The sequence below is a fragment of the Thauera sp. ZXT1-4 genome (assembly GCF_052598215.2).
Genome location: NZ_JBQWSN020000012.1, coordinates 15626 through 40919, shown reverse-complemented (window position 1 = coordinate 40919; position 25294 = coordinate 15626). Strand labels below are relative to the sequence as shown.

Sequence of the window (25294 nt, the reverse complement as noted above, 5' to 3'; positions counted from 1 at the left end):
CCATGACCATCAAGAGCGTGATTCTCTCCGGGGGCTCGGGAACCCGATTGTGGCCGGCTTCGCGCGAGAGCTATCCCAAACAACTGCTGCCGCTCACCGGTGAGCGTTCGCTGCTCCAGGAGACCGCGACGCGGTTGAGGGGCTTTACCGCAGCCGAGGTCGACCCGCGCCCGCTCGTGATCACGAACGAGGAGTATCGCTTCATCATCGCCGAGCAGCTGCGCCAGATCGGGGTGCGTTCGCCGCAGATCGTGCTCGAGCCCGTGGGACGCAATACCGCGCCGGCGCTCACGCTGGCCGCGCTCACCGCAGCGGAGGAGGGGGACCCCATTCTGCTCGTGATGCCGGCGGACCACGTCATCGGTGATCTGGGCGCTTTTCAGCACACGATCGCCGTGGGTGCGGCCGCGGCACGAAGCGGCGCGCTCGTGACCTTCGGCATCGTGCCCGACCGCGCAGAAACGGGATACGGCTACATTCGCGCCGGTGCCGTGCTTGCGGCGGGTGAGGGCGCGCGTACTCTGGAAGAGTTCGTCGAGAAGCCTGACCGGGAGACCGCTGAGCGCTACGTGTCCAGCGGCGAGTACTACTGGAACAGCGGGATCTTCATGATGAAGGCCTCTGTGTGGATGGCTGCCATCACCCACTTCAATCCGGACATGGCGCGCAGCTGCTCCGCAGCGATCGACGGGCGCAGCCAGGATGCCGACTTCGTGCGGCTGGATGCAGCCGCCTTCGAGCGCAGCCCGAGCGATTCGATCGACTATGCGGTGATGGAGAAGCTCGCGACAGCGTCGGATCTGGGGCAGGGCGTGGTCGTTCCGCTCTCGGCCGGCTGGTCCGACGTGGGGGCCTGGGATGCATTGTGGGCCGTGTCGGAGAAGGACGCCGATGGCAACGCCGCACGCGGCGAAGTGATTTTCGAAGGCAGCCACAATACCCTCGTGCACGCCGACAGCCGACTCGTCGCGGCGATCGGATGCGAGGACATGATCGTGGTGGAAACACCCGACGCGGTCATGGTCGCACACAAGACCCGCACCCAGGACGTGAAGAAGGTGGTCGCCCGCCTCAAGGCCGAAGGCCGCAGCCTCACCCAGAGCCACCGCAAGGTGTATCGCCCCTGGGGTTGGTACGACTCGATCGACGCCGGTGAGCGCTTTCAGGTGAAGCGGATCGTGGTCAATCCGGGCGCCAAGCTCAGTCTGCAGATGCACCACCATCGCGCGGAGCACTGGATCGTGGTGCGAGGCACGGCCGAGGTCACCAGCGGCGACAAGACCTTCCTGCTTGCCGAGAACGAGTCGACCTACATTCCGCTTGGACATACGCATCGGCTCTCGAACCCGGGCAAAGTGCCGCTCGAGATCATCGAGGTCCAGTCGGGCAGCTACCTTGGCGAAGACGACATCGTGCGGTTCGAAGACACGTACGGACGGGCGCCGGCGTGACGCCGCCCCTGGGTGGCGGCCAACTCGATGCACCTGCTGGTCTTTCGGACTGCAGGGCTCGGGGCATGCATGCCTGTGTATAATGCGTGCCGCTTCTCGGCACCGCGGGGATGGCGGAATTGGTAGACGCACTGGATTTAGGTTCCAGCGCCGCAAGGCGTGAGAGTTCGAGTCTCTTTCCCCGCACCATCAAGCGCAGCAAGGGTTCGATGGAACAAGGTCGGGATGTGCCGTAAGGTCGGACACATCCCGGCTCTGTTTCGCGTGCCCATGGATAAAAAGCGAAGAATCTGCGTTATGTTAACTTGAAAGTTGCAGCCGTAACGCCGCGGTCTTATAGTCGAGTCGTCTCCCACCCGCATGAGGATGGCCATGTCCAATGTGCCGCCTGGCGATCCGAGGGCTGAGTTCGACTTTCAGCCCCTTATCGACGCCCTGCTTGCCGGCGATCACAAGTTGGCCCTCACCGCGACGCAGGTTCTGATCGATCGGGGGTGTTCGCGCGAACGCATCGTCACCGAAGGCCTCGAGCATGCGATGAGTCGGCTCGATGACAAGTGCACGGTCGATAGCTTCAACCTGCTTGAGATCATGCTGGTCGGGCGCGCAGTGTCCGCGGTTGTCCGTGTGCTGTATCCGGACGGCCATGCCCCGACCGAGGGGCGCGCCACCTTCGTGATTGCGACACTCGAAGGCGATGTGCACGACCTCGGCAAGAACATCGTGCGGATGGTGCTCGTTGGCAAGGGCTTTCGCGTCGTTGATCTCGGGCGTGACTGTCCGGTGGAGAATCTTGTGAGCGCAGCGCAGCGCGAAGACGCGGTTGCCGTCCTCGTGAGTGGCCTGATCAGTCCTGTGGTCAGCCAGGTGCGGAAGGTTCGGCCAGCGCTCTCCGCTGCGGGGCTTGGCGAACTCCCAGTCGTCGCCGGAGGGGCCGCGCTGAAGCAGTTGCAGCCCCGAGCCCTCGATGTCGATTACGTGGCTGAGAATGCCTTCGACGGGGCGCGCTATCTCGAGCGGCTCGTGGAAGCCGATGAACGGTCATGAACAGCCTTGAGCGCATCCTGGCCGCAACCCGCTTTGAGGCCGTCGACCGCCCGCCTCTCGTACCACAGCTGTTCGGGCACGCTGCGGTGAATGCCGGCCTCAGCCTGCGCGCGTACCTCCATGACGGAGCAGCACTTGCATGTGCGCAGTTGGCGGAGCGGGAGCGCTACGGCACCGACGCAGTCTTCGGCTTCATGGATTTCGGGGTTGAGGCTGAGGCGCTCGGCGCAGGGCTGCGCTTCTATGAGGATCGCTACCCCGATATCGTGGATCCGGTGCTCATCCCGGAGGGGGACGCGAATTGCCTGACCCTGCCGGATCCGCAGATCTCCGGCCGGATGCCCGTGTGCCTGGATGGGCTGCGAAGGATGCGTGCTGCGCTCGGTGATAGCGCACTTGTCGCGGGCGCGGTGGCTGGGCCGATGACGCTGAGCGCCCAGTTGTATGGCATCGAAAGCGCCCTCTATGTCGCGATCGACGATCCCCAGCGCTTTTCTGCAACGCTCGATTTTTCGACCCGACTGGCTATCTTTTTTGCTCGTGCGCAACTCAATGCCGGCGCACATGCCGTCGTCGTGTTTGATCCGGCGGCCTCCCCTGCCGTTGTTCCGGCCGCATTCTTCCGTGCGCATCTCCTGCCGAGGCTGATGCAGTTGATGTCCACATTGCGCCAGGAGGGCGCGGCTTTCACCTGGCTCAACATCGCCGGGCCGACCGCAGGCATCCTCGACTGCTATCCGCGTATCGGCGCCGATGTCGCCACCTTCGACTATTACGTTGATGCTGACGAGGCGTGTCGGCTCCTGCCTCGCACCTGTCTTGCAGGCAACCTCAAATCGCTTGATTTCCTCGATGCCGAACCGGAGACGGTCGAGCAGCAGGCGCGTGCCTTGGTTGCGACCTTCCATGCTCGCGGGGGCTTCCTGCTCTCGAGCGGCTGCGAAATTCCGCCCGAGGCGGCCTCGGCCAACATTTCCGCGATCGGTGCGGCGCTTCGCGGGGACTGAGCAAAATGGCTACCCTGCGCGTTCGTGTCGACGGAACGCTACATGCGCTGGCCTTCGATCCTGCAGCCGGGGCAAGCCTGCGCGGTATCCTCGAACCGACGGATTACCGGGTGCGTACCGCCTGTCTTGGCCTGGGGGCATGTGGCCTGTGCCGGATCCGTGTGCTCCGCGGTGACGCCGGTGCGGTCACTGCGGTAGAGCGCGCACAACTGGATGAGGTCCTGCTTCTGGACGGCATCCGGCTGGCCTGCCAGTGCCACCCGATGGCCGATCTCGAGGTCGAAGTGTTGAGCCTGGCTGCGCCGACGAACTGGCGTATGCCCGCGGGGGGATTGAAAGGGTTCGGTTCGCTGCGCTGGACGCCTCCCCTGTCCGGGCATCACCGTGGTGCTCGTCCGCTCGGCGTCGCGGTCGACCTCGGGACCAGCCACATCAGCCTTGCAGTGCTGGATCTCGACAGCGGAAGGCCGCTCACACTGCGCTTTGGTCCGAACCCTCAGCGTGCCCATGGCGCGGACATCATGACGCGGCTGGTCGTGGCCGGTGGTGCGGGCCACGCCGAAAACCTCGCCGCACTGGCTCGAGGCGCGATCGGTGAAGCGCTTGGCGAGATCGCCCGCAGCGAGGGGATTGATCTGGCGCGCATTACCCGCATGACGGTGGTGGGCAACACGGCCATGTTGAGCCTGCTCGCCAACCGCAATCATCAGCAGTTGCTCGAACCTCGAAACTGGTTCGCTCCGGTCGACTGTGCTCCCGCGGACACGGCCCTTTGGGCGCAGGAGTGGAGCCTCTCCCCCGGGGTTACGATCGAAGTCATTCCACCGCTTGCGGGCTTTGTAGGCTCGGATTTGCTTGCCGGCCTGGTCGCCGAGCGCATGCTGGAGCGCCCTGCCCCATGCTTGCTGATCGATTTCGGCACGAATTCGGAGATGGCCCTGTGGACGGGCAAAACCCTGTGGGTCACTGCCACCGCCGGTGGCCCTGCTTTCGAAGCCAGCGCCGGGCGCGACTGCATTCCTGCCGAAGCCGGCGCGGTCTACCACGTCCGCGAGGGCGTGGGTGACGCGCTCGAGTGCGACATTGTCGGTACCGACGAGGCCCGAGGGCTCTGTGGCTCGGGGCTTGTGGATCTGCTAGCGTGCCTGCTGCGGCGCGGGCAGATCAATACCATCGGGCGGTTCGCGGATGGCAGCGAGCGTTTCCATTTCGAAGCCAACGGGCGCGTTCTGAGCCTGGGTTGGCGCGAGATCGATGCGCTGCAGCGGGCGAAGGCTGCGATCGGCGCCGGCGTCGCAGTGCTGTGTGAATGCGCGGGCATCAACCCCGCCGAACTGCGTCATCTCCTTGCCGCAGGGCTGTTCGGTCGCCACCTCGATCTGAAAAATGCAGCGCAGATCGGGCTGCTGCCCGCGTTGCCCGCGGGGCGTATCTCGCTCGCAGGCAACACGGCGCTGGCCGGTGCCTGTGCTCTGCTGTTCGCCGAGGGCGCAAGACAGATGCTCGCCGATGCGCGCGGATGCACCCGTTTCGTCAATCTGGGCAACACCGCCGCATTCGACGCGGCGTTCCTGGATCATCTCTTCCTTCAACCGATGAGCATTTCGTCATGAGCGGTCCGCTGCCCGATCCGCGTACGCCGGTCGACGCCGTGGTGCGCACGGCTCAGTATCTCGCTGGCATCGTGTCCTACGAAGGGCTGTGGCCCCAACTCGCACGGGTCGTGCACAACTTCTATGGCGCCGACATCGCTGCCTTTCTGGCACGCGATGCTGGCGGGGAAATTCGCTGCCTGCAATGTGAGCCGGAAAATACAGAGCTTGCGCAGGTGTGCGCTGAGTCGGCCAAGCAGGTGTTCGAAAGCGGCTTTCTCAGCACGGAGGCGCTCAGCCTGCCGGATCCGCACGAATCGATCTTGCTGCCGATCGGCAGGGAGCGTCAGCGCACCGCCTATGTTCTGGTCGCTGCGCACAGGGGGAGGACGCCCCTGCCGCGTGAGACGCTGGACCTCTATCTTGCCCTGGCGGGCTTGATCGAGACCACCCTGGACCGCATCGCATCGCAACACCGTTTTCTGAGCATGGCGGACAACGTGCCGGAACTGCTCTTTCAGATGGTCGAGCAGGATGGCGCGTGGCGCTTCAGCTACGCGAGTGGTGGCGCTCGTGCGGCCCTCGGCCTTCAGGCGCAGGATCTGCTTGACCGCCCCGCCCTGCTCTTTGCCGGATTGGACGACAGCCAGCAAATTCGATTGTCCGAGGCGCTTCGTGAAAGTGAAGCGGGCAGGCGTTTGCATATTCCACTGCGCTGGACTGCGCCGGATGGGAACCTGCGCCATCTGCTGCTCGATGCCGCCAGCGCCACCGGCGAGCAAGGTCGACCGGTATGGGATGGTGCATTGCGTGACATCAGTGAGCAGGTCCGGCTTGAGGAAGAAAGCCGCCGCAACCTGCTGCGCCTGAACAGGAGTATGGAAGACGCCATTCAGGCGATCGCAACCACGATCGAGAAACGCGACCCCTACACGGCTGGCCATCAGCGCCGCGTTTCGGATCTCGCGGCGCGGCTTGCCATGGCGCTGGGTATGCCGGAAGAGCAGGTCCATGGCATCCGGCTGACCGCGGCAATCCACGACATCGGAAAGATCCATGTGCCGGCCGAGATCCTCAGTTTTCCCGGACCGCTGCCGGAAATCGAATTTGCCCTCATCCGCACGCACCCGGAGGTGGGCTACCAGATCCTGAAAAACGTGGACTTTCCATGGCCTGTCGCAGAGATGGTCTATCAACACCACGAACATCTTGACGGGACGGGCTATCCGCGAGGCTTGCGCGGGGACGAAATCATGATTGGTGCCCGCATCATCACCGTAGCGGATGTAGTGGAGGCGATCGCGCTGTATCGTCCGTATCGTCCGGGTCTGGGCGTGGATACGGCACTTGACGAGATCACTCGCAACCGTGGCACACGCTATGATCCACAGGTAGTGGATGTATGCCTCGAACTGTTCAGGGACAGGGGTTACAACTTCCCGGACGGCGTAGATCTTGGCAGTCTGTTCTCGCGCCGGCCCTCACCCGCCCGAACGGAGGCATGAACGCTCGATGGCAGGCGTGGCGTTCCGGATTGCAGCCCCCTGCTCCTGCACGTTGCCCTGCCTGGGGTGAACGGACAACGCCGACCAAAGGCCGGCGTTTCTTGTCTGGTGGGCGGTACTGGGATCGAACCAGTGACCCCTGCCGTGTGAAGGCAGTGCTCTACCGCTGAGCTAACCGCCCGATCGGAAAATCTGATCGGTGTTCTGGAGGAGACAACGCGAGCGTTGGTGGGCGGTACTGGGATCGAACCAGTGACCCCTGCCGTGTGAAGGCAGTGCTCTACCGCTGAGCTAACCGCCCGCCAGAAAAGAGGCCGCATTTTAGGAGGCGGCCAGGCTCGCGTCAAGCACATGCCATCAGAACATGCCATGAAATCGCAAGCCTTTGCGCAGCCAGTGGTGGTCGGTCTGGCGCGGCGCGGGAAAAACACAGGGGCGACCTCCTGTCTTCGGAGACGGCCCCTGGTGTACGACGCGTGGGATTACTTCTTGCCGGCAGGCTTCTGGGCACCCGTCACAGCCTTCACGGCCGCTTCGGTCGCTGCAGCCATATTGGCTTCAGCGGTGGTTGCAGCCTGTTTGGCAGCCTTCGAGGCGTTCTCGTACAGGGTACTTGCGCTCTCCATGGCCGACTTGACTGCGGCGAACACGCTCTCGGAGCCAGCAGGAGCCTGCTTTGCAGCCTGCTCCAGCATGTTGTTGAAGTTGCGGTTAAGTTCGGCGATCTGATCTTCGAACAGACCTGAGACTTCTTCCTGGCCCTCGGTGGCGATCTGCTGCACGCTGCGGGCGTACGCAACGGCCTTGTCGATCATCGGCTTGGTCAGCTCGGCCTGCAGGCTGGCCAGTTGTTGGGGATCTTTTGCCTCGGCCAGCTTGCGGGTCGTGGCCACGCTGTCTTCCAGCACGGAGCGAACGGCGTTCAGGTTCAGTTCGGCAAGACGCTCGGCGCGCGACAGCGCGCTGTTGGCGAGCGCAACCAGCTTTTCGAGGTTGGCCTGGCTCACAGCTGCAAACTGCTCGGGGGACTGGATCTTCGTCATTTAAATGCTCCTTGGCTGGACAAGCGGATTGGATGATTCCTTGCAGCATCCGGAAGCGCAATGCTGCGCTGCAACAATCAGAATCCTAGTGCGCAGCGGAAGACATGTCAAACGTTTTGTGCACCGCACCATCGTCCCTGCTCGCCCGCTGAATCGTATCCTCAGGTCAGCGCTCGCTGGGGGCGCCTTTGGGCTTTCCAGCTGGCGTCGCAGGGTCTTCAGGGTCGATGCCCCAGTCCCCGTAGGTATACCAATCCTCGCCCAGCAGTTCGGAAGGATGTTGCGTGCGTCCCGAGCCATTCCCGCATCCCAGCGCGTCAGCCGGACAGTATTTGTCGCAGCCCCAGCAGATGCGCTCAGGGTTTTTGGGGTGTAGCGGGAATTTCTTCGCCATGGATTTCTCCAGCATGCGCAGGTCCACAGGCGCCAGTCCCGCGCCTGGAAGGTCCCAAAACCGTACTGGCCCGTTGCAAGTGCAAGCATGCAAAAGACAAAGCCCGGGGCAGGCCCGGGCTTCGGTGTTATTGGTGGGTGCTGACGGGGTCGAACCGCCGACATTCGCCTTGTAAGGGCGACGCTCTACCAACTGAGCTAAGCACCCGCGCTGCAACCCCGATCGGGCCGGATTCGCAAAGTGCGTCAGTTTACCGAATCCTTGAGCCCTTTGCCAGCGCGGAATTTGGGTACCTTGGCCGCCTTGATCTTGATGTCCTTTCCCGTCCGCGGATTGCGTCCGCTGCGTGCGGCACGTTCTCCCACATAAAAGCTGCCAAAACCAACCAGCGTGACAGTCTCCGTGCGCTGGAGGGCTTCGGTCACGGCAGCGACTGTGGCCTCGAGCGCTCGTGCTGCATCAGCCTTGGTCATGCCTGCCTTTTCCGCAATGTTTGCAACCAGTTCCTGTTTGTTCACTTGACCCCTCCGGAGACGAACCGCATGGAAAAGAGTGCAGACCGGCCAGAACTGATGGCCACTGCAACCTGGATGACAGTTTGCATATGGGGAGTTTTATAGCGCGGTGAATTCCGCGCTGTCAACGCGCGTGTCCTGTCGTGTTGCCCAGAAGCACGATGGATGCAGGACGCATTGCACAAAAAAGCCGCACGCCGAAGATACGGCATGCGGCCTTCTTGCCGCTACCACAGAGACTGGCTTTCTCAGTGCGCGTGACGCGAGGATGCGGCCTCGTCCGAGGCTGGTGGCACGGCTGCAGCCTCGGGTTCTTCTGGCAGGGGTTCCGGGTTGCGTTCGAGCGCGAGTTCAAGGACCTTGTCGATCCACTTCACCGGCACGATTTCAATCGCGTTCTTAATGTTGTCGGGAATCTCCGCGAGGTCCTTGACGTTCTCCTCGGGAATCAGCGCGGTACGGATGCCTCCACGCACGGCGGCAAGCAGCTTCTCCTTGAGTCCGCCGATCGCCAGCACCTCGCCACGGAGCGTGATTTCACCGGTCATGGCGACGTCGCAACGCACGGGGATGCCGGTGAGCACGGACACCAGCGCAGTGGAGATCGCGATGCCCGCCGAGGGGCCATCTTTCGGAATCGCGCCCTCCGGCAGGTGAATGTGGATGTCGCTCTTTTGATAGAACTCGGGATCGATGCCAAGGGAGCGCGCGCGGCGACGCACCACCGACAGCGCAGCCTGAATCGACTCCTGCATCACCTCGCCCAGCTTGCCGGTGGTGAGCACCTTGCCCTTGCCCGGGAGTTGCACGGCTTCAACGGTAAGCAACTCTCCGCCGACCTCGGTCCACGCCAGTCCAGTCACCTGGCCGATCTGGTTTTCCTTTTCGGCCATGCCGAAGCTGTGCTTGCGCACGCCGAGGAACTTGTCGAGATTCTTGGCGTTGACGACGATCTTGCTGCTGCGCGGCTTGAGCACGAGCTGCTTGACCACCTTGCGGCACACCTTCGAGATCTCGCGCTCGAGGCTGCGCACACCCGCCTCGCGGGTGTAGTAGCGCACGATGTCGCGCAGTGCCTCTTCGGTGACGGAGAGTTCGTCCTGCTTGAGGCCGTTGTTCTTCATCTGCTTGGGCAGCAGATAGCGCTGAGCGATATTGACCTTCTCGTCTTCCGTGTACCCCGACAGCCGGATGACCTCCATGCGGTCGAGCAGCGCCGCCGGAATGTTCAGCGTATTGGCCGTGGCGACGAACATCACGTCGGAAAGATCGAAGTCGACCTCGACGTAGTGGTCCTGGAAGGTGTGGTTCTGCTCGGGATCCAGCACCTCCAGCAGTGCCGACGAGGGGTCGCCACGGAAATCCATGCCCAGCTTATCCACCTCATCCAGCAGGAAAAGCGGATTCTTGACGCCGACCTTGCTCATGTTCTGCAGGATCTTGCCCGGCATCGAGCCGATGTAGGTGCGACGATGACCACGGATCTCGGCCTCGTCACGCACACCGCCCAGCGCCATGCGGATGAACTTGCGGTTGGTCGCCTTTGCGATCGACTGGCCGAGCGAGGTCTTGCCCACCCCCGGGGGGCCAACCAGGCACAGGATCGGCGCCTTGACCTTGTCGACACGCTGCTGCACGGCGAGATATTCGAGGATGCGTTCCTTGACGCGCTCAAGGCCGTAGTGGTCCTTGTCAAGCACCTTCTCGGCCTCGCCGAGGTCCTTGCTTACGCGCGACTTCTTCTTCCAGGGCAGGCCGATCAGGGTGTCGATGTAGTTGCGCACGACCGTGGCTTCGGCCGACATCGGCGACATCAGGCGCAGCTTCTTGAACTCGGCTTCGGCCTTGGCAAGGGCTTCCTTCGGCATGCCCGCCGAGCGGATCTTCTTCTCCATTTCGTCGAGGTCGGCGCCGTCCTCGCCTTCGCCGAGTTCCTTCTGGATCGCCTTGACCTGCTCGTTCAGGTAGTACTCGCGCTGGCTCTTCTCCATCTGGCGCTTGACGCGGCCACGGATGCGCTTTTCGACCTGCAGGATGTCCAGTTCGCCCTCGAGCTGGCTCAACAACTTGTCGAGTCGCTCGGCCGTATCGAACATCTCGAGCACCTCCTGCTTGTGCTCGAGCTTGAGCGGCAGATGTGCGGCAATCGTGTCGGCCAGCCGGCCCGCGTCTTCGATGCCCTGCAGCGAGCCGAGGATCTCGGGCGGAATCTTCTTGTTGAGCTTAACGTACTGGTCGAACTGCGAGATGATTGCGCGCCGCATGGCTTCGAGCTCATGAGTGGCATGCTCTGCGGCCGGAACCGGGCGTACCGTGGCAACGAAAACGCTGCGCAGATCTTCGACCTTTTCGATGTGTGCCCGCTGCACACCTTCGACCAGCACCTTGATGGTGCCGTCCGGCAGCTTGAGCATCTGCAGGATGTTTGCGATGCAGCCGATGCTGTACAGGTCTTCGACCGAGGGTTCGTCCTTGGCAGCTGATTTTTGCGCCACGAGCAGGATGCTCTTGCCTGCCTCCATGGCGTTTTCGAGCGCCTTGATACTCTTGGGGCGGCCCACGAAGAGCGGGATGACCATGTGCGGAAACACCACCACATCCCGCAGTGGCAGGAGCGGCATTTCCATCGCTTCGTTGGGGAGGTCAGCAGGACCCGACATTTTTTCTTTCCTTAAGCAAAAGGTCACACCCATGTATGGGCGTGACCTGGAAATTCAAGCTGCGGGCCGTCGGCTCGCGTCCTGGGGCGGGATGCGCGAAGCTGGGACTCAGTTGCCGCCGGACACCTTCTGCTGCTCCGCATAGATCAGCAGCGGCTTGCCACCCTCTTCGATCGTGGCCTCGTCGACGACGACCTTCGTCACGTTCTCCATGGCCGGCAGATCGTACATGATGTCTAGCAGCGCGGATTCCAGAATCGAGCGCAGGCCGCGCGCGCCGGTCTTGCGACGGATCGCCTTGCGTGCGACCGCGTGCAGTGCCGCCGGACGGATTTCGAGCTCGACGCCTTCCATGGAAAACAGCTTCTGGTACTGCTTGACCAGTGCGTTCTTCGGCTCCACAAGGATCTGGATCAGCGCTTCTTCATCGAGTTCCTGCAAGGTGGCGACGACGGGCAGACGGCCGATGAGCTCGGGGATGAGGCCGAACTTGATCAGGTCCTCAGGCTCGACCTGTCGGAAGGTGTCGGAGAGGTTGTTCGCTTCCTTGCTCTTGACCTCGGCGCCGAAGCCGATCCCGACCTTCTCGGTGCGGTTGCGGATGACCTTCTCCAGTCCGTCGAAGGCGCCGCCGCAGATGAACAGCACGTTGGTGGTGTCGACCTGGACGAAGTCCTGATTCGGATGCTTGCGGCCGCCTTGCGGCGGAATGGACGCGATCGTCCCTTCGATGAGCTTGAGCAAGGCCTGCTGCACGCCTTCGCCCGACACATCGCGGGTGATCGACGGGTTGTCTGCCTTGCGCGAGATCTTGTCGATCTCGTCAATGTAGATGATGCCCTGCTGAGCCTTGTCTACGTCGTAGTCGCACTTCTGGAGGAGCTTCTGGATGATGTTCTCGACGTCCTCGCCGACGTAGCCGGCTTCGGTCAGCGTGGTGGCGTCGGCCATCACGAACGGAACTTCGAGCACGCGCGCCAGGGTCTGTGCGAGCAGAGTCTTGCCCGAGCCGGTGGGGCCGATCAGCAGAATGTTGCTCTTTGCGAGCTCGACGTCGTCCTGCTTGGCCTGAATGTGGCGAAGACGTTTGTAGTGGTTGTACACCGCCACCGCCAGATTGCGCTTGGCCTTGGACTGGCCAATCACGTACTGGTCGAGGATCTCGCAGATCTCCTGCGGGGTTGGCAGGGCGTCCTTGAACTTCTCCGGATCTGCAGCGCCGACAACCTCATCGCGAATGATGTCGTTGCACAGCTCGATGCACTCGTCGCAGATGAAGACCGAAGGACCGGCGATCAGCTTGCGCACCTCGTGCTGGCTTTTGCCGCAGAAGGAGCAGTACAGCAGCTTGTCGCCGCCAGCCTTCTTGTCCGTCATGTGGGGGTTCTCCTGAATCAGGTGTCGTCGCGGCTGGTGATCACCTTGTCGACCAGGCCGTACTCCACGGCCGCTGTGGCGGACATGAAGTTGTCGCGGTCGGTGTCCTTCTCGATGCGCTCGAGCGGCTGACCGGTGTGCTTGGCCAGCATCTCGTTCAGGCGCGAGCGCAGGTAGAGGATCTCACGGGCGTGGATCTCGATGTCCGAAGCCTGGCCTTGAAAGCCGCCGAGCGGCTGGTGGATCATGACGCGCGAGTTCGGCAGGATGAAGCGCTTGCCCTTCTCGCCCGCCGCCAGCAGGAAGGCGCCCATGCTCGCTGCCTGGCCGATGCACAGCGTGCTGACATTCGGCTTGATGAACTGCATGGTGTCGTAGATCGCCATGCCGGCGGTGACCGAACCGCCAGGCGAGTTGATGTAGAAGTAGATGTCCTTGTCCGGGTTCTCGGACTCGAGGAACAGCAACTGCGCGACGATCAGGTTGGCGGTCACGTCATTGACGGGGCCGACGAGGAACACCACCCGCTCCTTCAGAAGGCGCGAATAGATGTCGTAGGCGCGTTCGCCGCGACCGCTCTGTTCGACCACCATCGGAACCAGGCCGAGACCGACCGGGTTCCAGTCGCTGCTTTGCTGGGGTGTTCCTTGCATCATTCGTCAGACCCTCTGCGGCATCAGGCCGCGTTGTTGCCCATCAGTTCGTCGAAGGCCACCGGGTTGTCGGTGGTCTCGGCCTTGTCGCAGACCCAGGCGACGACGTTGTCTTCGATGACCACGGCTTCGGCCTGCGCCAGACGTTCCGGTTGAGCGTAATACCAGCGCACGAGTTCCGAAGGGTCCTCGTAGCTCTGGGCCATTTCCTCGACCAGCGCGCGTACCTGTTCGGGTTTGGCATGCAACTCGTTGGCCTTGACCAGCTCGGCCATGATCAGGCCCAGCTTGACGCGGCGCTCGGCCTGCTCCGCAAACCAGGACGGGTTGACCGGGATGTCCTTGGTTTTGAGACCGCGCATCTCGAGATCGCGGCGGGCGCTCTCGGCCAGTTGCTGCGATTCGGCCTGCACCAGCGCCTTGGGCACTTCGATCGGCGTGGCCGAGATCAGTGCCTCCATGACCTGTTCCTTGACCTTGGACTGGATGCGGCGCTTCACCTCACGTTCGAGGTTGCCCTTTACTTCCTCGCGCAGCTTTGCGACGTCGCCATCGGCAACACCGAGCGACTTGGCGAACTCTGCGTCCACCTCGGGCAGCACCGGCTCTTCGACCGCCTTCACGGTGATCTCGAACTGCACGGTCTGGCCCGCCAGGTGCTGGGCGTGATAGTCCTCGGGGAAGGTCATGTCGAAGGTCTTGCCTTCTCCAGCCTTGAGACCCACTACCGCAGTCTCGAAGTCCTTGAGCATGGACCCTGCGCCGACCACGAAGGGGAAGTCCTGCGCCTGGCCGCCATCGAACACCTCGCCGTCCTTGCGGCCGGTGAAGTCGATCACCACACGGTCGCCTTCGGCGGCAGCACGATCCACTGCCTTGAAGCTGGTACGCTGCTTGCGCAGGACTTCAAGGGTCTTGTCAACCTCGGCATCTCCAACCGCCAGAGTCGGGCGCTCGATCTTCTGACTGGCAAACTCCCCCACCACGATGTCCGGGTAGACCTCGAACACCGCGGTGAACTCGAGCGTGCCCTCGGGTGCGCCGTCCTTCGGCTCGATGCTGGGGTAGCCAGCCACGCGCAGGTTCTCTGCGCGCACCTTCTCGCCAAAGGCCTTTTCGACGGCAGCGCCGACGGCTTCGCCACGTGCCTGACCGCCATGGGTCTGGGCCACGATCTTCAGCGGCACCTTGCCCGGGCGGAACCCGGGCATCTTCACCGTGCGCGCCATGCGCTTGAGGCGAGCATCCACCTCCTTCTCGATGTCCGCCAGGGAAACGGCGATGTCGATACGGCGCTCGAGCGCGCTCGGGGTGACCTGGTTCTGCTCCATTAAATCGATCCTGAGAAGTCTTGAATAACCGCTCCCGCTTACTGTAGTGCGATGACGGGCACGAGCCCGGGACGCATTTCGCCAGCGTGAGCACGATGTACGAAGTCGACGATTCTAGCACAGGCCCGGGACGCACCTGCAGGGCACACGCACAGACGCAGGAGTACCCAATGCGGGCTTTGCCACCGGACCGAGGAGGCCCGCGTGGGGCAGTCCGCCAGACGGCGTAGAATCGCGGCCAAACCCCCTGGAGCCGCTCAGCATGTTCAGCCCCTTGCGTCCGATCTATCCCGTTGCCGGAATACGAGAAATCGAGGACAAACTCATCCCCAATGCACGCCCTCCGCTTATGGAACGTGCCGGGCGCGCGGCTGCGCAGGATGCGGTGCGGCTGATCATGAACCGGCCCGGCCCGATCCTGATCGCCTGCGGCCCGGGCAACAACGGCGGCGACGGCTTCGTGATGGCTCGCCAGCTCGCTCAAGCGGGACGCGAAGTGGTGGTGGCCTTCGCCGGAAAGGTCGAATCGCTTCCGCTCGAAGCCGCCAAGGCGCACGCGGACTACGTTGCTGCGGGCGGCAGCATCGTCTCCGACCTGCCTGCGGCCCCCGCCTGTGGCTGGGCACTGGTGGTCGACGCCTTGTTCGGCATCGGCCTCGCGCGGCGGATCGACGGGCGCTATGCAGACTGGATTCTCACCCTGAACGCGCAGCCTGTACCACGCATGGCGCTCGACGTTCCGAGCGGGCTCGACGCCGATACCGGCCAGCCGAAGGGGGCCACTTTCCGCGCCACGCACACAACCACCTTCATTGCCCTCAAGCCCGGACTGCTTACCAACGATGGCCCCGACTATTGCGGGGAGGTCTCGGTACAGCGCATCGACGTGGATGCCGCTGCGTGGCTGCCGGCGAGCGGCCTTGCCATTGCCCCTTCGCTGTTCCGCACCCAGCTTCAGCCACGACCGCGCAACACCCACAAGGGGGTTTATGGCGACGTGGGCATCCTCGGCGGCAACGCTGGCATGGTGGGGGCAGCCTTGCTCGCGGGTCGCGCCGCATTGTGGCTCGGTACCGGCCGTGTCTACGTCGGACTTCTGGATGACCACGGCCCGGCCGTTGATTTTGCGCACCCCGAACTCATGCTGCGGCGGGCGCACCTCCTGCCCGAGCGGCTGAGTGCGCTGGCGGTCGGCCCCGGGCTTGGCACGCAGAACATCTCGGCCGGTGTGCTGGCGAATGCGCTGCGACGTGACATGCCATTGCTGGTCGACGCCGATGCGCTCAATCTCGTGGGCACCGATCCTGCGCTCGCCGCTACGCTCGGCGAGCGCCAGGCACCCACCATCCTCACCCCGCATCCGGCCGAGGCGGGGCGCCTGCTCGGGGTGAGCACGGCACGGGTGCAGGCAGACCGCCTGTGCGCAGCACTCGAGATCGCGCGCCGTTATCGCGCCATGGTTGTACTCAAGGGATGCGGCAGCATCATCGGCACTCCGGATGGGAGGTGGTACATCAACACCTCGGGACACCCCGGAATGGCCAGCGCCGGCATGGGCGACGTGCTCAGTGGCCTCGTGGTCGGCCTGCTTGCGCAAGGCTGGCCACCCGAGAAGGCCCTGATCGCCGGCGTGCATCTGCATGGCGCTGCAGCAGACCGGCTTGCACGTGAAGGCATCGGCCCGGTGGGACTCAGCGCCAGCGAGACCATCGATGCTGCGCGTGGCGTCTTCAATGCGTGGTTGATCGAGGCTCAACGCGAACCCGGTCCGAACGCGGGCTTGCGTCCCGAGCGCTAGGCGTGCGGATGCTAGAATCCGTAACCATAGATACCTCTCTTTTCAAGGCCCTCATGCTCTCCGAACAACTCCGCGTCGAAATCCAGCGCAATATTGCCGCCTCTCTCGCCGAGGACATCGGCACCGGCGACCTGACCGCTCGCCTGATCGGACCCGATACCGAAGCACGCGGGCGAGTGATCACGCGCGAGGACGCGGTGATCTGCGGCACGGCCTGGTTCGATGCAGCCTTCGCCGCACTGAGCCCTTCGGCCGTCGTGCACTGGCTGGTCAAGGATGGAGACTGCGTGCAAGCGGGGCAGCAGTTGTGCGAGATCATCGCGCGTGCCCGCGTGCTGCTGACGGCCGAGCGCACCGCACTGAACTTCCTTCAGTTGCTGTCCGGCACGGCCACCGTGACGCGCCGGTTCGTGGAGACGGTCGCTGGAACCAAGGCACGGATCGTCGATACCCGCAAGACCCTGCCCGGCCTGCGCCTGGCGCAGAAATACGCCGTCGCGATCGGCGGTGGCACCAATCACCGGATTGGGCTCTATGACGGGATTCTGATCAAGGAGAACCACATCATCGCTGCGGGTAGCATCCGCGAGGTGGTTGCGCAGGCCCGCGCCATCGCGCCCTCGAACGTCTTTATCGAAGTCGAGGTAGAAACGCTCGAGCAACTGCGCGAGGCCCTCGATGCGGGCGTGCGCATGGTTCTGCTCGACAACATGAGCCTTGAGCAGATGCGCGAGGCGGTTTCGATCACGGCGGGGCGCGCCGAACTCGAAGCATCGGGCGGGGTCAGCCTCGACCGGGTGCGCGCCATTGCCGAAACGGGGGTCGACCGGATCTCCATCGGGACCCTCACCAAGGACGTGCGCGCACTGGATCTTTCGCTGCGTCACGTCGAAGCCTGAGAAGCCGGGGCGCAGAATTCACCGTGCTCGCCCTGCGCCTTCGTTGCCTTTCCCCTTGCCATTCCCTCAAATCGCCCTCATTGCGCTCAATTGCGTTGACGGGCGGTGCCGCGCCAGAGCATAATCCGCGCCCTCGCTGAACACCTTGCGGTCCCTGCAGGTCGCGCAGCGAGCGAGCCTTGGTGGTGAAATTGGTAGACACGCTATCTTGAGGGGGTAGTGGCGAAAGCCGTGCGAGTTCGAGTCTCGCCCAAGGCACCAAACGTAACGGCGCTGCTCACTGTCAGCGCCCCAACAAAAAGCCCGCGAGTCGTTCGCGGGCTTTTTGTTTCCTGCCGCCCCGGCCGGGACGACAGGGAATCAAGCGGCGCTCAGGTGTGCTCGACAATGAAGCGCTTGATCGCCTCGACGTCGGGCGCCATGACCTCCACCCGCTGCGGCAGCTTCTCGATTCCTTCCAGGTCGGCAGGGCGCTCCGGCTCGCGGCCCAGCGCCTCCACGATCGTTTCGGCGAACTTGACCGGAAGCGCCGTCTCCAGCACGAGAACCGGTACCCCAGCGGGCACGTCGGCTGCACGCTCCCAAGCCACCTTCACGCCGTCAGCGGTGTGCGTGTCGATCAGTACGCCGTACCGCTCGAACACCTTGCGGATCGTGGCCAGGCGGTCTGCGTGACCGCTGGCGCCCGATGCGAAGCCGAACTCGTCAATGCGCGTGAATTCGGGCGAGCCGGAGAGATCGAACGCGCGGCCGGCATCCACTTCGGCCCACAGGGCTGCGACCTTTTTCGGATCGCGGCCGACGAGATCGAACACAAAGCGCTCGAAATTCGAGGCCTTGGAGATATCCATCGACGGGCTTGAGGTGACGTGCGTCTCCGCGGCCTTGCGCGGGCGGTAAACGCCGCTGCGGAAGAACTCATCGAGCACGTCGTTCTCGTTGGTGGCAAGGATCAGCTTGGCCACCGGCAGCCCCATCTGGCGGGCGATGTGACCTGCGCAGATGTTGCCGAAGTTGCCGGAGGGCACGCAGAAAGCGACCTGCTCGTCATTGCTGCTCGTTGCGGCGAAGTAGCCCTTGAAGTAATACACGATCTGCGCGGCGACCCGCGCCCAGTTGATCGAGTTGACCGCGCCGATCTTGTGCTTTGCCTTGAAGGCGTGGTCGTTGGATACCGCTTTGACGATGTCCTGCGCGTCGTCGAACATGCCAGTGACGGCGATGTTGAAGATGTTCTCGTCCTGCAGCGAATACATCTGCGCACGCTGAAAGGCGCTCATCTTGCCGTGCGGCGACAGCATGAACACCCGCACCCCTTGCTTGCCGCGCATTGCATATTCGGCCGCCGAGCCGGTGTCGCCAGAGGTCGCTCCGAGAATGTTGATGGACTCGCCGCGTTTTGCGAGCACGTACTCGAAGAGGTTGCCGAGCAACTGCATCGCCATGTCCTTGAAGGCGAGCGTCGGGCCGTTGGACAGTTCGAGCAGGCCGAAACGACCACGGCCGCCGGCGTCCTTCTCCAGCCAGTGCACCGGGGTGATGTCGCGCGCATCGTCGCCCTTGCGTACGTGGCGATAAACCTCAGCCGTGTAGGTCTTGTCGCAGATCGCCTTCAGGTCTGCAGGCGGAATATCGGTGATGAACTTCGACAGGATGACGAAGGCCAGTTCCGCATACGACAGCTTGCGCCAGCTGTCGAGTTCATCGCGTGTGACCCGAGGATAGGTTTCCGGAAGGTACAGGCCGCCGTCGGGCGCAAGACCGCCGAGGAGGATGTCGCAGAACTCGGGATTTGCAGGCTGGCCGGCATGGCCGCGGGTCGAGATGTACTTCACGTGGGCAGTCCTTCGATTGGCTGGAGGGTCGGGCGGGTTTGGCTGCGGGGGCGTGGCAGCCTGCGGCCGGAGCGCGCTCGCGCGCAAGGGCGGGATTCTAACCCAATGCCTGGGAAACGAATCCGCACGCCCATCCGCGCGTTTCGCAGCCGACACCCGCGACGCGCTACACGGGCTCCCCGTACTTGCCAACCCACAGCCCATCCAAACCTGCACGGCGACCAGCCCGCAGGTCAGCCCTTTGCCGTTATAATTGCGCCTTTTTAACAGGCGCTTATGCAGGTTCATCGCGGGATTCCCGAGCGCGCCGACACGGCGGCGGTGCTTACCATCGGCAATTTCGATGGCGTGCATCTCGGCCACCAGGCACTGCTCTCGCTGCTGACCGGAAAGGCCCGCGAGCTCGGCCTGCCGGCGGTGGTGCTCACCTTCGAGCCGCACCCGCGCGAGTTCTTCAGTCCTGACGACGCCCCTGCCCGCCTCGCCTCCCTGCGTGAAAAGCTGCTGCTGCTGACCAGCGCTGGCGTGGATCGGGTGCATATCTGTCGGTTCAACGCCCAGCGAGCTGCGCAGAGCGCCGAGAGCTTCGTTCGCGACACGCTTGTGCGCGGACTCGGCGTGCGCCACCTCTTCGTAGGGGATGACTTCCGCTTCGGTGCGCGCCGTCAGGGCGACTTTGCCATGCTGTGCGAAGCGGGCCGTACTCAAGGCTTCGGTGTCGAGGCGATGCCGACACTCGAAGTCGGAGGCGAGCGCGTCTCCAGTTCAGCTGTCCGCGCCGCCTTGTGCGCGGCAGAGCTCGATCGCGCTGCGCGACTGCTCGGGCGTCCGTACAGCATCGCCGGCCGTGTCAGCCACGGTGACAAGGTCGGGCGACAGCTGGGGTTTCCAACCGCCAATCTGCAGATGAAGCACCGCCGTCCGGCCCTGACCGGCGTATATGCGGTCAGCGTCGAAGGCCTGGTCGAGGACCGCATACACGGCGTCGCGAACGTCGGCGTTCGCCCGACGGCCACCGCACGTGGTCGCGCGCGGCTCGAAGTCCACCTCTTCGACTGGACCCAGAACTGCTACGGTGCGCATATACGCGTGCATTTCCTGCACAAGCTGCGCGAAGAACGCAAGTTCGAATCGCTCGACGCCTTGCGCGCGCAGATCGCGCGTGACGCGCTGTCCGCGCGCGACTGGTTCGCAGCGACAACTGACATCGCCTGATCCTGCGCAGGCCCGCCCACCTGAATCGTACCGACTCAACCGACTCCCGAATTCGCCATGGCCGACTACCGCAAGACGCTCAACCTGCCCGACACCCCCTTCCCGATGCGCGGCGACCTGCCCAAGCGCGAGCCGAACTGGATCGCCGACTGGCAGCAGAAAAAGCTCTACCAGCGCATCCGCAAGGCCAGCGCCGGCCGGCCCAAGTTCGTGCTCCACGACGGCCCGCCCTACGCCAACGGCAGCCTGCACATCGGCCACGCGCTGAACAAGATCCTCAAGGACATCATCGTGCGCTCGAAGACGCTCGCCGGCTTCGATGCGCCCTACGTGCCGGGCTGGGACTGCCACGGCCTGCCCATCGAGCACAAGGTCGAAGTCACCCACGGCAAGAACCTGCCCGCCGACAAGGTGCGCGAGCTCTGCCGCGCCTACGCCGCCGAGCAGATCGAGATCCAGAAGGCCGACTTCATCCGCCTCGGCGTGCTCGGCGACTGGGACAATCCCTACCGCACCATGGACTTCGCCAACGAAGCCAACGAGATCCGCGCGCTGGCCGAGATGACGAAGAACGGCTACGTGTTCAAGGGCCTGAAGCCGGTGAACTGGTGCTTCGACTGCGGCTCGGCGCTGGCCGAGGCGGAGGTCGAGTACGCCGACAAGCAGTCGCCGACGATCGACGTCGCCTTCCCGGTGGCCGAAGGTGACAAGCTCGCCGCTGCCTTCGGCCTGGCGAAGCTCGACAAGCCCGCCGCTGCAGTGATCTGGACCACCACCCCGTGGACCATCCCCGCCAACCAGGCGCTCAACGCCCATCCCGAGTTCGACTACGCGCTGGTGGACGTCAAGCTCAAGGACGGTGACGAGCGCCTGCTGGTGCTGGCGAAAGAGCTCGTCGAATCCGCCCTGCAGCGCTTCCAGCTCGAGGGCACCATCGTCGCCACCGCCAAGGGTGCGGCGCTCGAGCTCATCGAGTTCCGCCACCCCTTCTTCGATCGCGTCTCGCCGGTGTATCTGGCCGAATACGTCGGCATCGACGCCGGCACCGGCATCGTGCACTCGGCGCCGGCGCACGGCGTGGACGACTTCAACTCGTGGCGCGCCTACGGCCGCAGCAACGAGGAGATCCTGTCGCTGGTGATGGGTGGTGGCGAGTACGTGCCCGACCTGCCCTTCTTCGGCGGCATGAACATCTGGAAGGCCAACGCTGCCATCGTCGACAAGCTCGCCGAGGTCGGCGCCCTGCTCTCGCACGGCAAGATCACCCACAGCTACATGCACTGCTGGCGCCACAAGACCCCGCTGGTGTATCGCGCCACCGCGCAGTGGTTCGTCGGCATGGACCGCGACGCCGCCGACGGCTCGACGCTGCGCGAGCGCGCTTTGCGCGCGGTCGAGGCGACGAAGTTCTACCCGGGCTGGGGCCAGGCGCGCCTGCACGCGATGATCGCCAATCGCCCCGACTGGTGCATCTCGCGCCAGCGCAACTGGGGCGTGCCGATCCCCTTCTTCCTGCACAAGGAAACCGGCGAGCTGCATCCGCGCACGGTCGAGCTGATGGAAGCGGTCGCGCTGCGCGTGGAGAAGGAAGGCATCGAGGCCTGGTTCAAGCTCGACGCTGCCGATCTGCTCGGCGCCGAGGCCGCGCAATTCGAGAAGATCGGCGACACGCTCGACGTCTGGTTCGACTCCGGCACCACGCACAAGCACGTGCTGCGCGGCTCGCACAACGACGGCCACCCGGAAGGCCCGCGCGCCGACATGTACCTGGAGGGCTCGGACCAGCACCGCGGCTGGTTCCATTCGTCGCTCCTGACTGGCTGCGCGATCGACGGCCACGCGCCCTATCGCAGCCTGCTCACCCACGGCTTCGCGGTCGACGGCGCCGGACGCAAGATGAGCAAGTCGCTCGGCAACGTGGTCGTGCCGCAGGAAGTCACCGGCAAGCTCGGCGCCGAGATCCTGCGCCTGTGGGTGGCGTCTACCGATTATTCCGGCGAGCTGTCGATCTCCAAGGAGATCCTCGACCGCGTGATCGAGGTCTACCGCCGCGTGCGCAACACCCTGCGCTTCCTGCTCGCCAACACCGCCGACTTCGACATCGCCAAGGACGCCGTGCCGCTCGAGCAGTGGATGGGCATCGACCGTTACGCGCTCGCCTTCACGCGCCAGCTCGCGCAGCAGGCCGAAGCCGACTACGCGAAGATGGAGTTCCACCGCATCGTGCAGGCGCTGCAGGTGTTCTGCGCGGAAGACTTGGGCGCCTTCTACCTCGACATCCTCAAGGACCGTCTGTACACCACGGCCGAAGGCAGCCTGCCGCGCCGCGCTGCGCAGACCGCGCTGTGGCACATCACCCAGACGCTGCTCAAGCTGATGGCGCCGATCCTGTCCTTCACCGCTGAGGAAGCCTGGGCCATCCTGAACCCGGCCAAGGCCGGCGAGGAAGCCGATAGCGTGATGCTGCACACCTTCCACGCCCTGCCCGCGCAGGAAGGCGAAGCCGGCCTGATCGCGCGCTGGGAGACCATCCGAGCGGTGCGTAGCGAAGGCCTGAAGGTGATCGAGGCGCTGCGCACCGAAGGCAAGGTCGGCGCCTCGCTGCAGGCAGAGCTGGAGCTTGCGCTTACCGCCGACAAGTTCGCTGCTCTGGCGAGCCTGGGCGAGGATCTGCGCTTCGTCACCATGACGTCCTCGGCCACCCTCACTGCAGTCGTCAGCGCCGAAGAGGAGCGCATCATCGCAACGCCCAGCGCGGCGCAGAAGTGCGAGCGCTGTTGGCACTATGCCGGGTCGGTCGGCAGTGACGCCGAGCATCCCACGCTGTGCGGGCGCTGCGTGAGCAATCTGTTCGGCAGCGGCGAAACACGCCTTCATGCCTGAGGCAGTGGCCACGATGCCCTCTCCTGCGCCGCGCAGTGCGCTGTCGCTGATGCTGCCCTGGCTGGTCCTCGCCTTGGTGGTCGGCGTACTCGATCAGTTCACCAAGCAACTGGTGCTGGCGAACCTGCACTACGGCCAAGTGATCCCGGTCACCGGCTTCTTTGACCTCGTGTTGGTATTCAACACCGGCGCGGCATTCAGCTTCCTCGCCGAGCATAGCGGCTGGCAGCGCTGGTTCTTCACCGTGCTGGCGCTCGCGGTCAGCGGTTGGCTGCTGACGCTGATGCACCATCACCGCCACGAGAGGCTGCTGCCGGCGGCCTTCGCGCTCATCATCGGGGGCGCGCTCGGCAATGTGTACGACCGCCTGGTCCATGGCGCGGTCGTCGACTTCCTGCATTTCCACTACGCTGGCTGGAGTTGGCCGGCGTTCAACCTGGCCGACTCGGCCATTACCGTGGGCGTCGTGCTGATGCTGTGGGGCCAGTTCTTCGGCTCCAGCGGCGACGAGCAGCCCCGATCGGGAGCACCATCTTGAGCGAAGCGATCCAGGCCAACAGCCTCGTCACCCTGCATTACCGCATCTCGCTGCCGAGCGGCCAGCCGCTGATCAGCACCTTCAACGCCACCCCCGCAACGCTGCAACTGGGCGCAGGGGAGATGCTTCCTGCGATGGAGAAGCTGCTCGTCGGCTTGCTGCCGGGCACCCATCACGTGTTCGAGCTCGATCCCGAGAACGCCTTCGGCCCCTATCGCGAGGACCTCGTCGAGCGTGTCAAGCGCGAGCACATGCCCGATGAGGAGATCCAGCCGATGAGCATCATGGAGTTTGCCGCTCCCGACGGTTCGCGCTATTCGGGTCTGGTGCGCGAGATTGATGACAGATCGGCACTGATCGATTTCAACCATCCGCTTGCAGGCAAGTCGATCCATTTCGAGGTGCAGGTCATCGGCATCTCCTGAACGCACCGGCCCCACAGAGACAAAAGAATGAACGACAAGGAAATCCTGCTCGCCAACCCGCGCGGCTTTTGCGCGGGCGTCGAACGCGCGATCGAGATCGTCGAGCGTGCACTGCAGCGCTTCGGAGCACCGATTTATGTGCGCCACGAGGTCGTGCACAACAAGTTCGTCGTGGACGACCTGCGCAGCAAGGGTGCCGTCTTCGTCGACGAGCTCGATGAAGTGCCTGCCGGCAACACGGTGATCTTCTCCGCTCACGGCGTGTCGCTTGCGGTACGGGAGGAAGCCGAGCGGCGCGGCCTGCGCGTTTTTGACGCGACCTGCCCGTTGGTCACAAAGGTGCACATCGAAGTGGCACGCATGCGCGAGCAGGGCAAGGAGATCGTCATGATCGGGCACAAGGGGCACCCCGAGGTCGAGGGCACCATGGGCCAGGCGCAGGGCGGGATCCATCTGGTCGAGAAACCGGAGGATGTGGCGGGCCTCGAGGTCGCGGATCCCGACCAGTTGGCCTACGTCACCCAGACCACCCTGTCGGTGGACGACGCGGCAGCCATTGTCAGCGCGCTGCGTGCGCGGTTTCCGAGCATCGTCGGCCCGAAGAAGGACGACATCTGCTATGCCACCCAGAACCGCCAGGATGCGGTCAAGTTCATGACCCCATACGCGGACGTGGTCTTCGTCGTCGGCTCGAAGAACAGCTCCAACTCCAATCGCCTGCGTGAAGTGGCAGAGCTGCGGGGCGTGCCGGCCCATCTGGTCGACAACGCTGCGGGGATCGACCCCGCATGGGTGGCCGGCAGACGTCGCATCGGTGTCACTGCGGGCGCATCCGCACCGGAAGTGCTGGTCGATGAGGTGATCGCACGCCTGAAGGAACTCAGCGGTGCTTCGGTGCAGAACCTGGACGGCGTTCCTGAACGGGTCACCTTCCCGCTCCCGAAGGAGCTGCAGGATCCGCACTGAACGGTGTCCAGATACCCGTAACCGCCACGCCGTTCACCTGCATCTCCAGTCCATTGGAGCGGCTCGGGTCGTGCCCCATCCGGGCCAAAGCGCTCGCTCAAAGGACCGCTGCGCACACAGAGGGATAAGCAGATTTTCTTGCAACCTTCGAGTAATTTAT

At 64.1% G+C, this 25294-nt stretch carries 19 protein-coding genes, 5 tRNA genes and 1 pseudogene; 14 read left to right on the top strand and 11 right to left on the bottom strand.

Annotated elements, in window-relative coordinates:
* Positions 1-2 precede the first annotated feature (2 nt).
* The 6 genes from ACUH78_RS11095 (at position 3) to ACUH78_RS11070 (ending at position 6602) form a co-directional block, all read left to right on the top strand.
* Positions 3-1451, top strand: coding sequence for a mannose-1-phosphate guanylyltransferase/mannose-6-phosphate isomerase (locus ACUH78_RS11095; protein WP_435749882.1), 1449 nt, complete (start codon positions 3-5; stop codon positions 1449-1451).
* 104 nt (positions 1452-1555) lie between these two features.
* Positions 1556-1640 (top strand) — tRNA-Leu (locus tag ACUH78_RS11090).
* 183 nt (positions 1641-1823) lie between these two features.
* On the top strand, positions 1824-2498 hold the full coding sequence (locus ACUH78_RS11085) for a cobalamin B12-binding domain-containing protein (RefSeq protein ID WP_445333478.1): 675 nt from the start codon (positions 1824-1826) through the stop codon (positions 2496-2498).
* Positions 2495-3505 carry a uroporphyrinogen decarboxylase family protein gene (locus ACUH78_RS11080; RefSeq protein ID WP_445333477.1) on the top strand — a complete coding sequence of 337 codons (1011 nt, stop codon included), beginning with the start codon at positions 2495-2497 and terminating at the stop codon, positions 3503-3505. Before ACUH78_RS11085 ends, ACUH78_RS11080 begins: the two co-directional genes overlap by 4 nt.
* A gap of 5 nt (positions 3506-3510) precedes the next feature.
* Positions 3511-5118: an ASKHA domain-containing protein gene (locus tag ACUH78_RS11075; RefSeq protein ID WP_445333476.1), complete on the top strand. Its 1608-nt coding sequence runs from the start codon at positions 3511-3513 to the stop codon at positions 5116-5118.
* Complete coding sequence (locus ACUH78_RS11070) at positions 5115-6602, top strand: HD-GYP domain-containing protein (protein WP_445333475.1); 1488 nt, start codon at positions 5115-5117, stop codon at positions 6600-6602. Before ACUH78_RS11075 ends, ACUH78_RS11070 begins: the two co-directional genes overlap by 4 nt.
* Positions 6603-6708: 106 nt before the next feature.
* Here ACUH78_RS11070 and ACUH78_RS11065 read toward each other — a convergent pair.
* From ACUH78_RS11065 to tig, 10 genes and pseudogenes are all read right to left on the bottom strand, one after another.
* Positions 6709-6783: transfer RNA gene (locus ACUH78_RS11065), tRNA-Val, on the bottom strand.
* A 45-nt stretch (positions 6784-6828) separates the two neighbouring features.
* Positions 6829-6903: transfer RNA gene (locus ACUH78_RS11060), tRNA-Val, on the bottom strand.
* Positions 6904-7084: 181 nt separating this feature from the next.
* Positions 7085-7645: a phasin family protein gene (locus ACUH78_RS11055; protein ID WP_418362773.1), complete on the bottom strand. Its 561-nt coding sequence runs from the start codon at positions 7643-7645 to the stop codon at positions 7085-7087.
* A gap of 166 nt (positions 7646-7811) precedes the next feature.
* A complete protein-coding gene (locus ACUH78_RS11050; protein WP_435749887.1) occupies positions 7812-8054 on the bottom strand; it encodes a DUF3079 domain-containing protein in 243 nt (80 codons plus the stop codon).
* A gap of 116 nt (positions 8055-8170) precedes the next feature.
* A tRNA-Val gene (locus tag ACUH78_RS11045) sits at positions 8171-8246 on the bottom strand.
* Positions 8247-8284: 38 nt separating this feature from the next.
* Positions 8285-8575, bottom strand: a pseudogene (locus ACUH78_RS11040) (HU family DNA-binding protein); the annotation flags it as partial.
* Between the two features lie 227 nt (positions 8576-8802).
* A complete protein-coding gene (lon, locus tag ACUH78_RS11035) occupies positions 8803-11214 on the bottom strand; it encodes an endopeptidase La (protein WP_418362775.1) in 2412 nt (803 codons plus the stop codon).
* A 108-nt stretch (positions 11215-11322) separates the two neighbouring features.
* Positions 11323-12591, bottom strand: a complete 1269-nt coding sequence (gene clpX / locus ACUH78_RS11030; protein ID WP_445333474.1) for an ATP-dependent Clp protease ATP-binding subunit ClpX — start codon at positions 12589-12591, stop codon at positions 11323-11325.
* A 17-nt stretch (positions 12592-12608) separates the two neighbouring features.
* Positions 12609-13247, bottom strand: coding sequence for an ATP-dependent Clp endopeptidase proteolytic subunit ClpP (clpP, locus tag ACUH78_RS11025; protein WP_418362777.1), 639 nt, complete (start codon positions 13245-13247; stop codon positions 12609-12611).
* Between the two features lie 20 nt (positions 13248-13267).
* Complete coding sequence (tig, locus tag ACUH78_RS11020) at positions 13268-14575, bottom strand: trigger factor (RefSeq protein ID WP_445333473.1); 1308 nt, start codon at positions 14573-14575, stop codon at positions 13268-13270.
* 262 nt (positions 14576-14837) lie between these two features.
* Between tig and ACUH78_RS11015 the strand changes: the two genes are divergently transcribed.
* The 3 genes from ACUH78_RS11015 to ACUH78_RS11005 all read left to right on the top strand — a co-directional run bounded on the left by ACUH78_RS11015 (position 14838) and on the right by ACUH78_RS11005 (position 17533).
* Entirely contained in the window at positions 14838-16373 is a 1536-nt protein-coding gene (locus tag ACUH78_RS11015; RefSeq protein ID WP_445333472.1) for an NAD(P)H-hydrate dehydratase, read from the top strand.
* 53 nt (positions 16374-16426) lie between these two features.
* The gene (gene nadC, locus ACUH78_RS11010; RefSeq protein WP_418362780.1) at positions 16427-17272 is read left to right on the top strand and encodes a carboxylating nicotinate-nucleotide diphosphorylase; all 846 of its coding nucleotides are present in this window, start codon (positions 16427-16429) and stop codon (positions 17270-17272) included.
* Positions 17273-17448: 176 nt separating this feature from the next.
* Positions 17449-17533: transfer RNA gene (locus tag ACUH78_RS11005), tRNA-Leu, on the top strand.
* A gap of 110 nt (positions 17534-17643) precedes the next feature.
* Here the strand turns inward: ACUH78_RS11005 and thrC are convergent.
* Positions 17644-19107 carry a threonine synthase gene (gene thrC, locus ACUH78_RS11000; protein WP_435749892.1) on the bottom strand — a complete coding sequence of 488 codons (1464 nt, stop codon included), beginning with the start codon at positions 19105-19107 and terminating at the stop codon, positions 17644-17646.
* Between the two features lie 276 nt (positions 19108-19383).
* On the opposite strand from thrC, the gene ACUH78_RS10995 reads away from it, so the two are divergent.
* From ACUH78_RS10995 to ispH, 5 genes are read left to right on the top strand one after another with little or no spacing between them, the layout of a single operon-like run.
* Positions 19384-20322 carry a bifunctional riboflavin kinase/FAD synthetase gene (locus tag ACUH78_RS10995; RefSeq protein ID WP_445333471.1) on the top strand — a complete coding sequence of 313 codons (939 nt, stop codon included), beginning with the start codon at positions 19384-19386 and terminating at the stop codon, positions 20320-20322.
* Positions 20323-20379: 57 nt separating this feature from the next.
* A complete protein-coding gene (gene ileS / locus ACUH78_RS10990) occupies positions 20380-23205 on the top strand; it encodes an isoleucine--tRNA ligase (protein WP_445333470.1) in 2826 nt (941 codons plus the stop codon).
* Positions 23198-23743: a signal peptidase II gene (lspA, locus tag ACUH78_RS10985; protein ID WP_445333469.1), complete on the top strand. Its 546-nt coding sequence runs from the start codon at positions 23198-23200 to the stop codon at positions 23741-23743. Before ileS ends, lspA begins: the two co-directional genes overlap by 8 nt.
* The gene (locus ACUH78_RS10980) at positions 23740-24168 is read left to right on the top strand and encodes an FKBP-type peptidyl-prolyl cis-trans isomerase (RefSeq protein ID WP_418362785.1); all 429 of its coding nucleotides are present in this window, start codon (positions 23740-23742) and stop codon (positions 24166-24168) included. The genes lspA and ACUH78_RS10980 overlap by 4 nt, the downstream gene beginning before the upstream one ends.
* A 27-nt stretch (positions 24169-24195) precedes the next feature.
* Positions 24196-25134: a 4-hydroxy-3-methylbut-2-enyl diphosphate reductase gene (gene ispH / locus ACUH78_RS10975; protein WP_435749895.1), complete on the top strand. Its 939-nt coding sequence runs from the start codon at positions 24196-24198 to the stop codon at positions 25132-25134.
* Positions 25135-25294 lie beyond the last annotated feature (160 nt).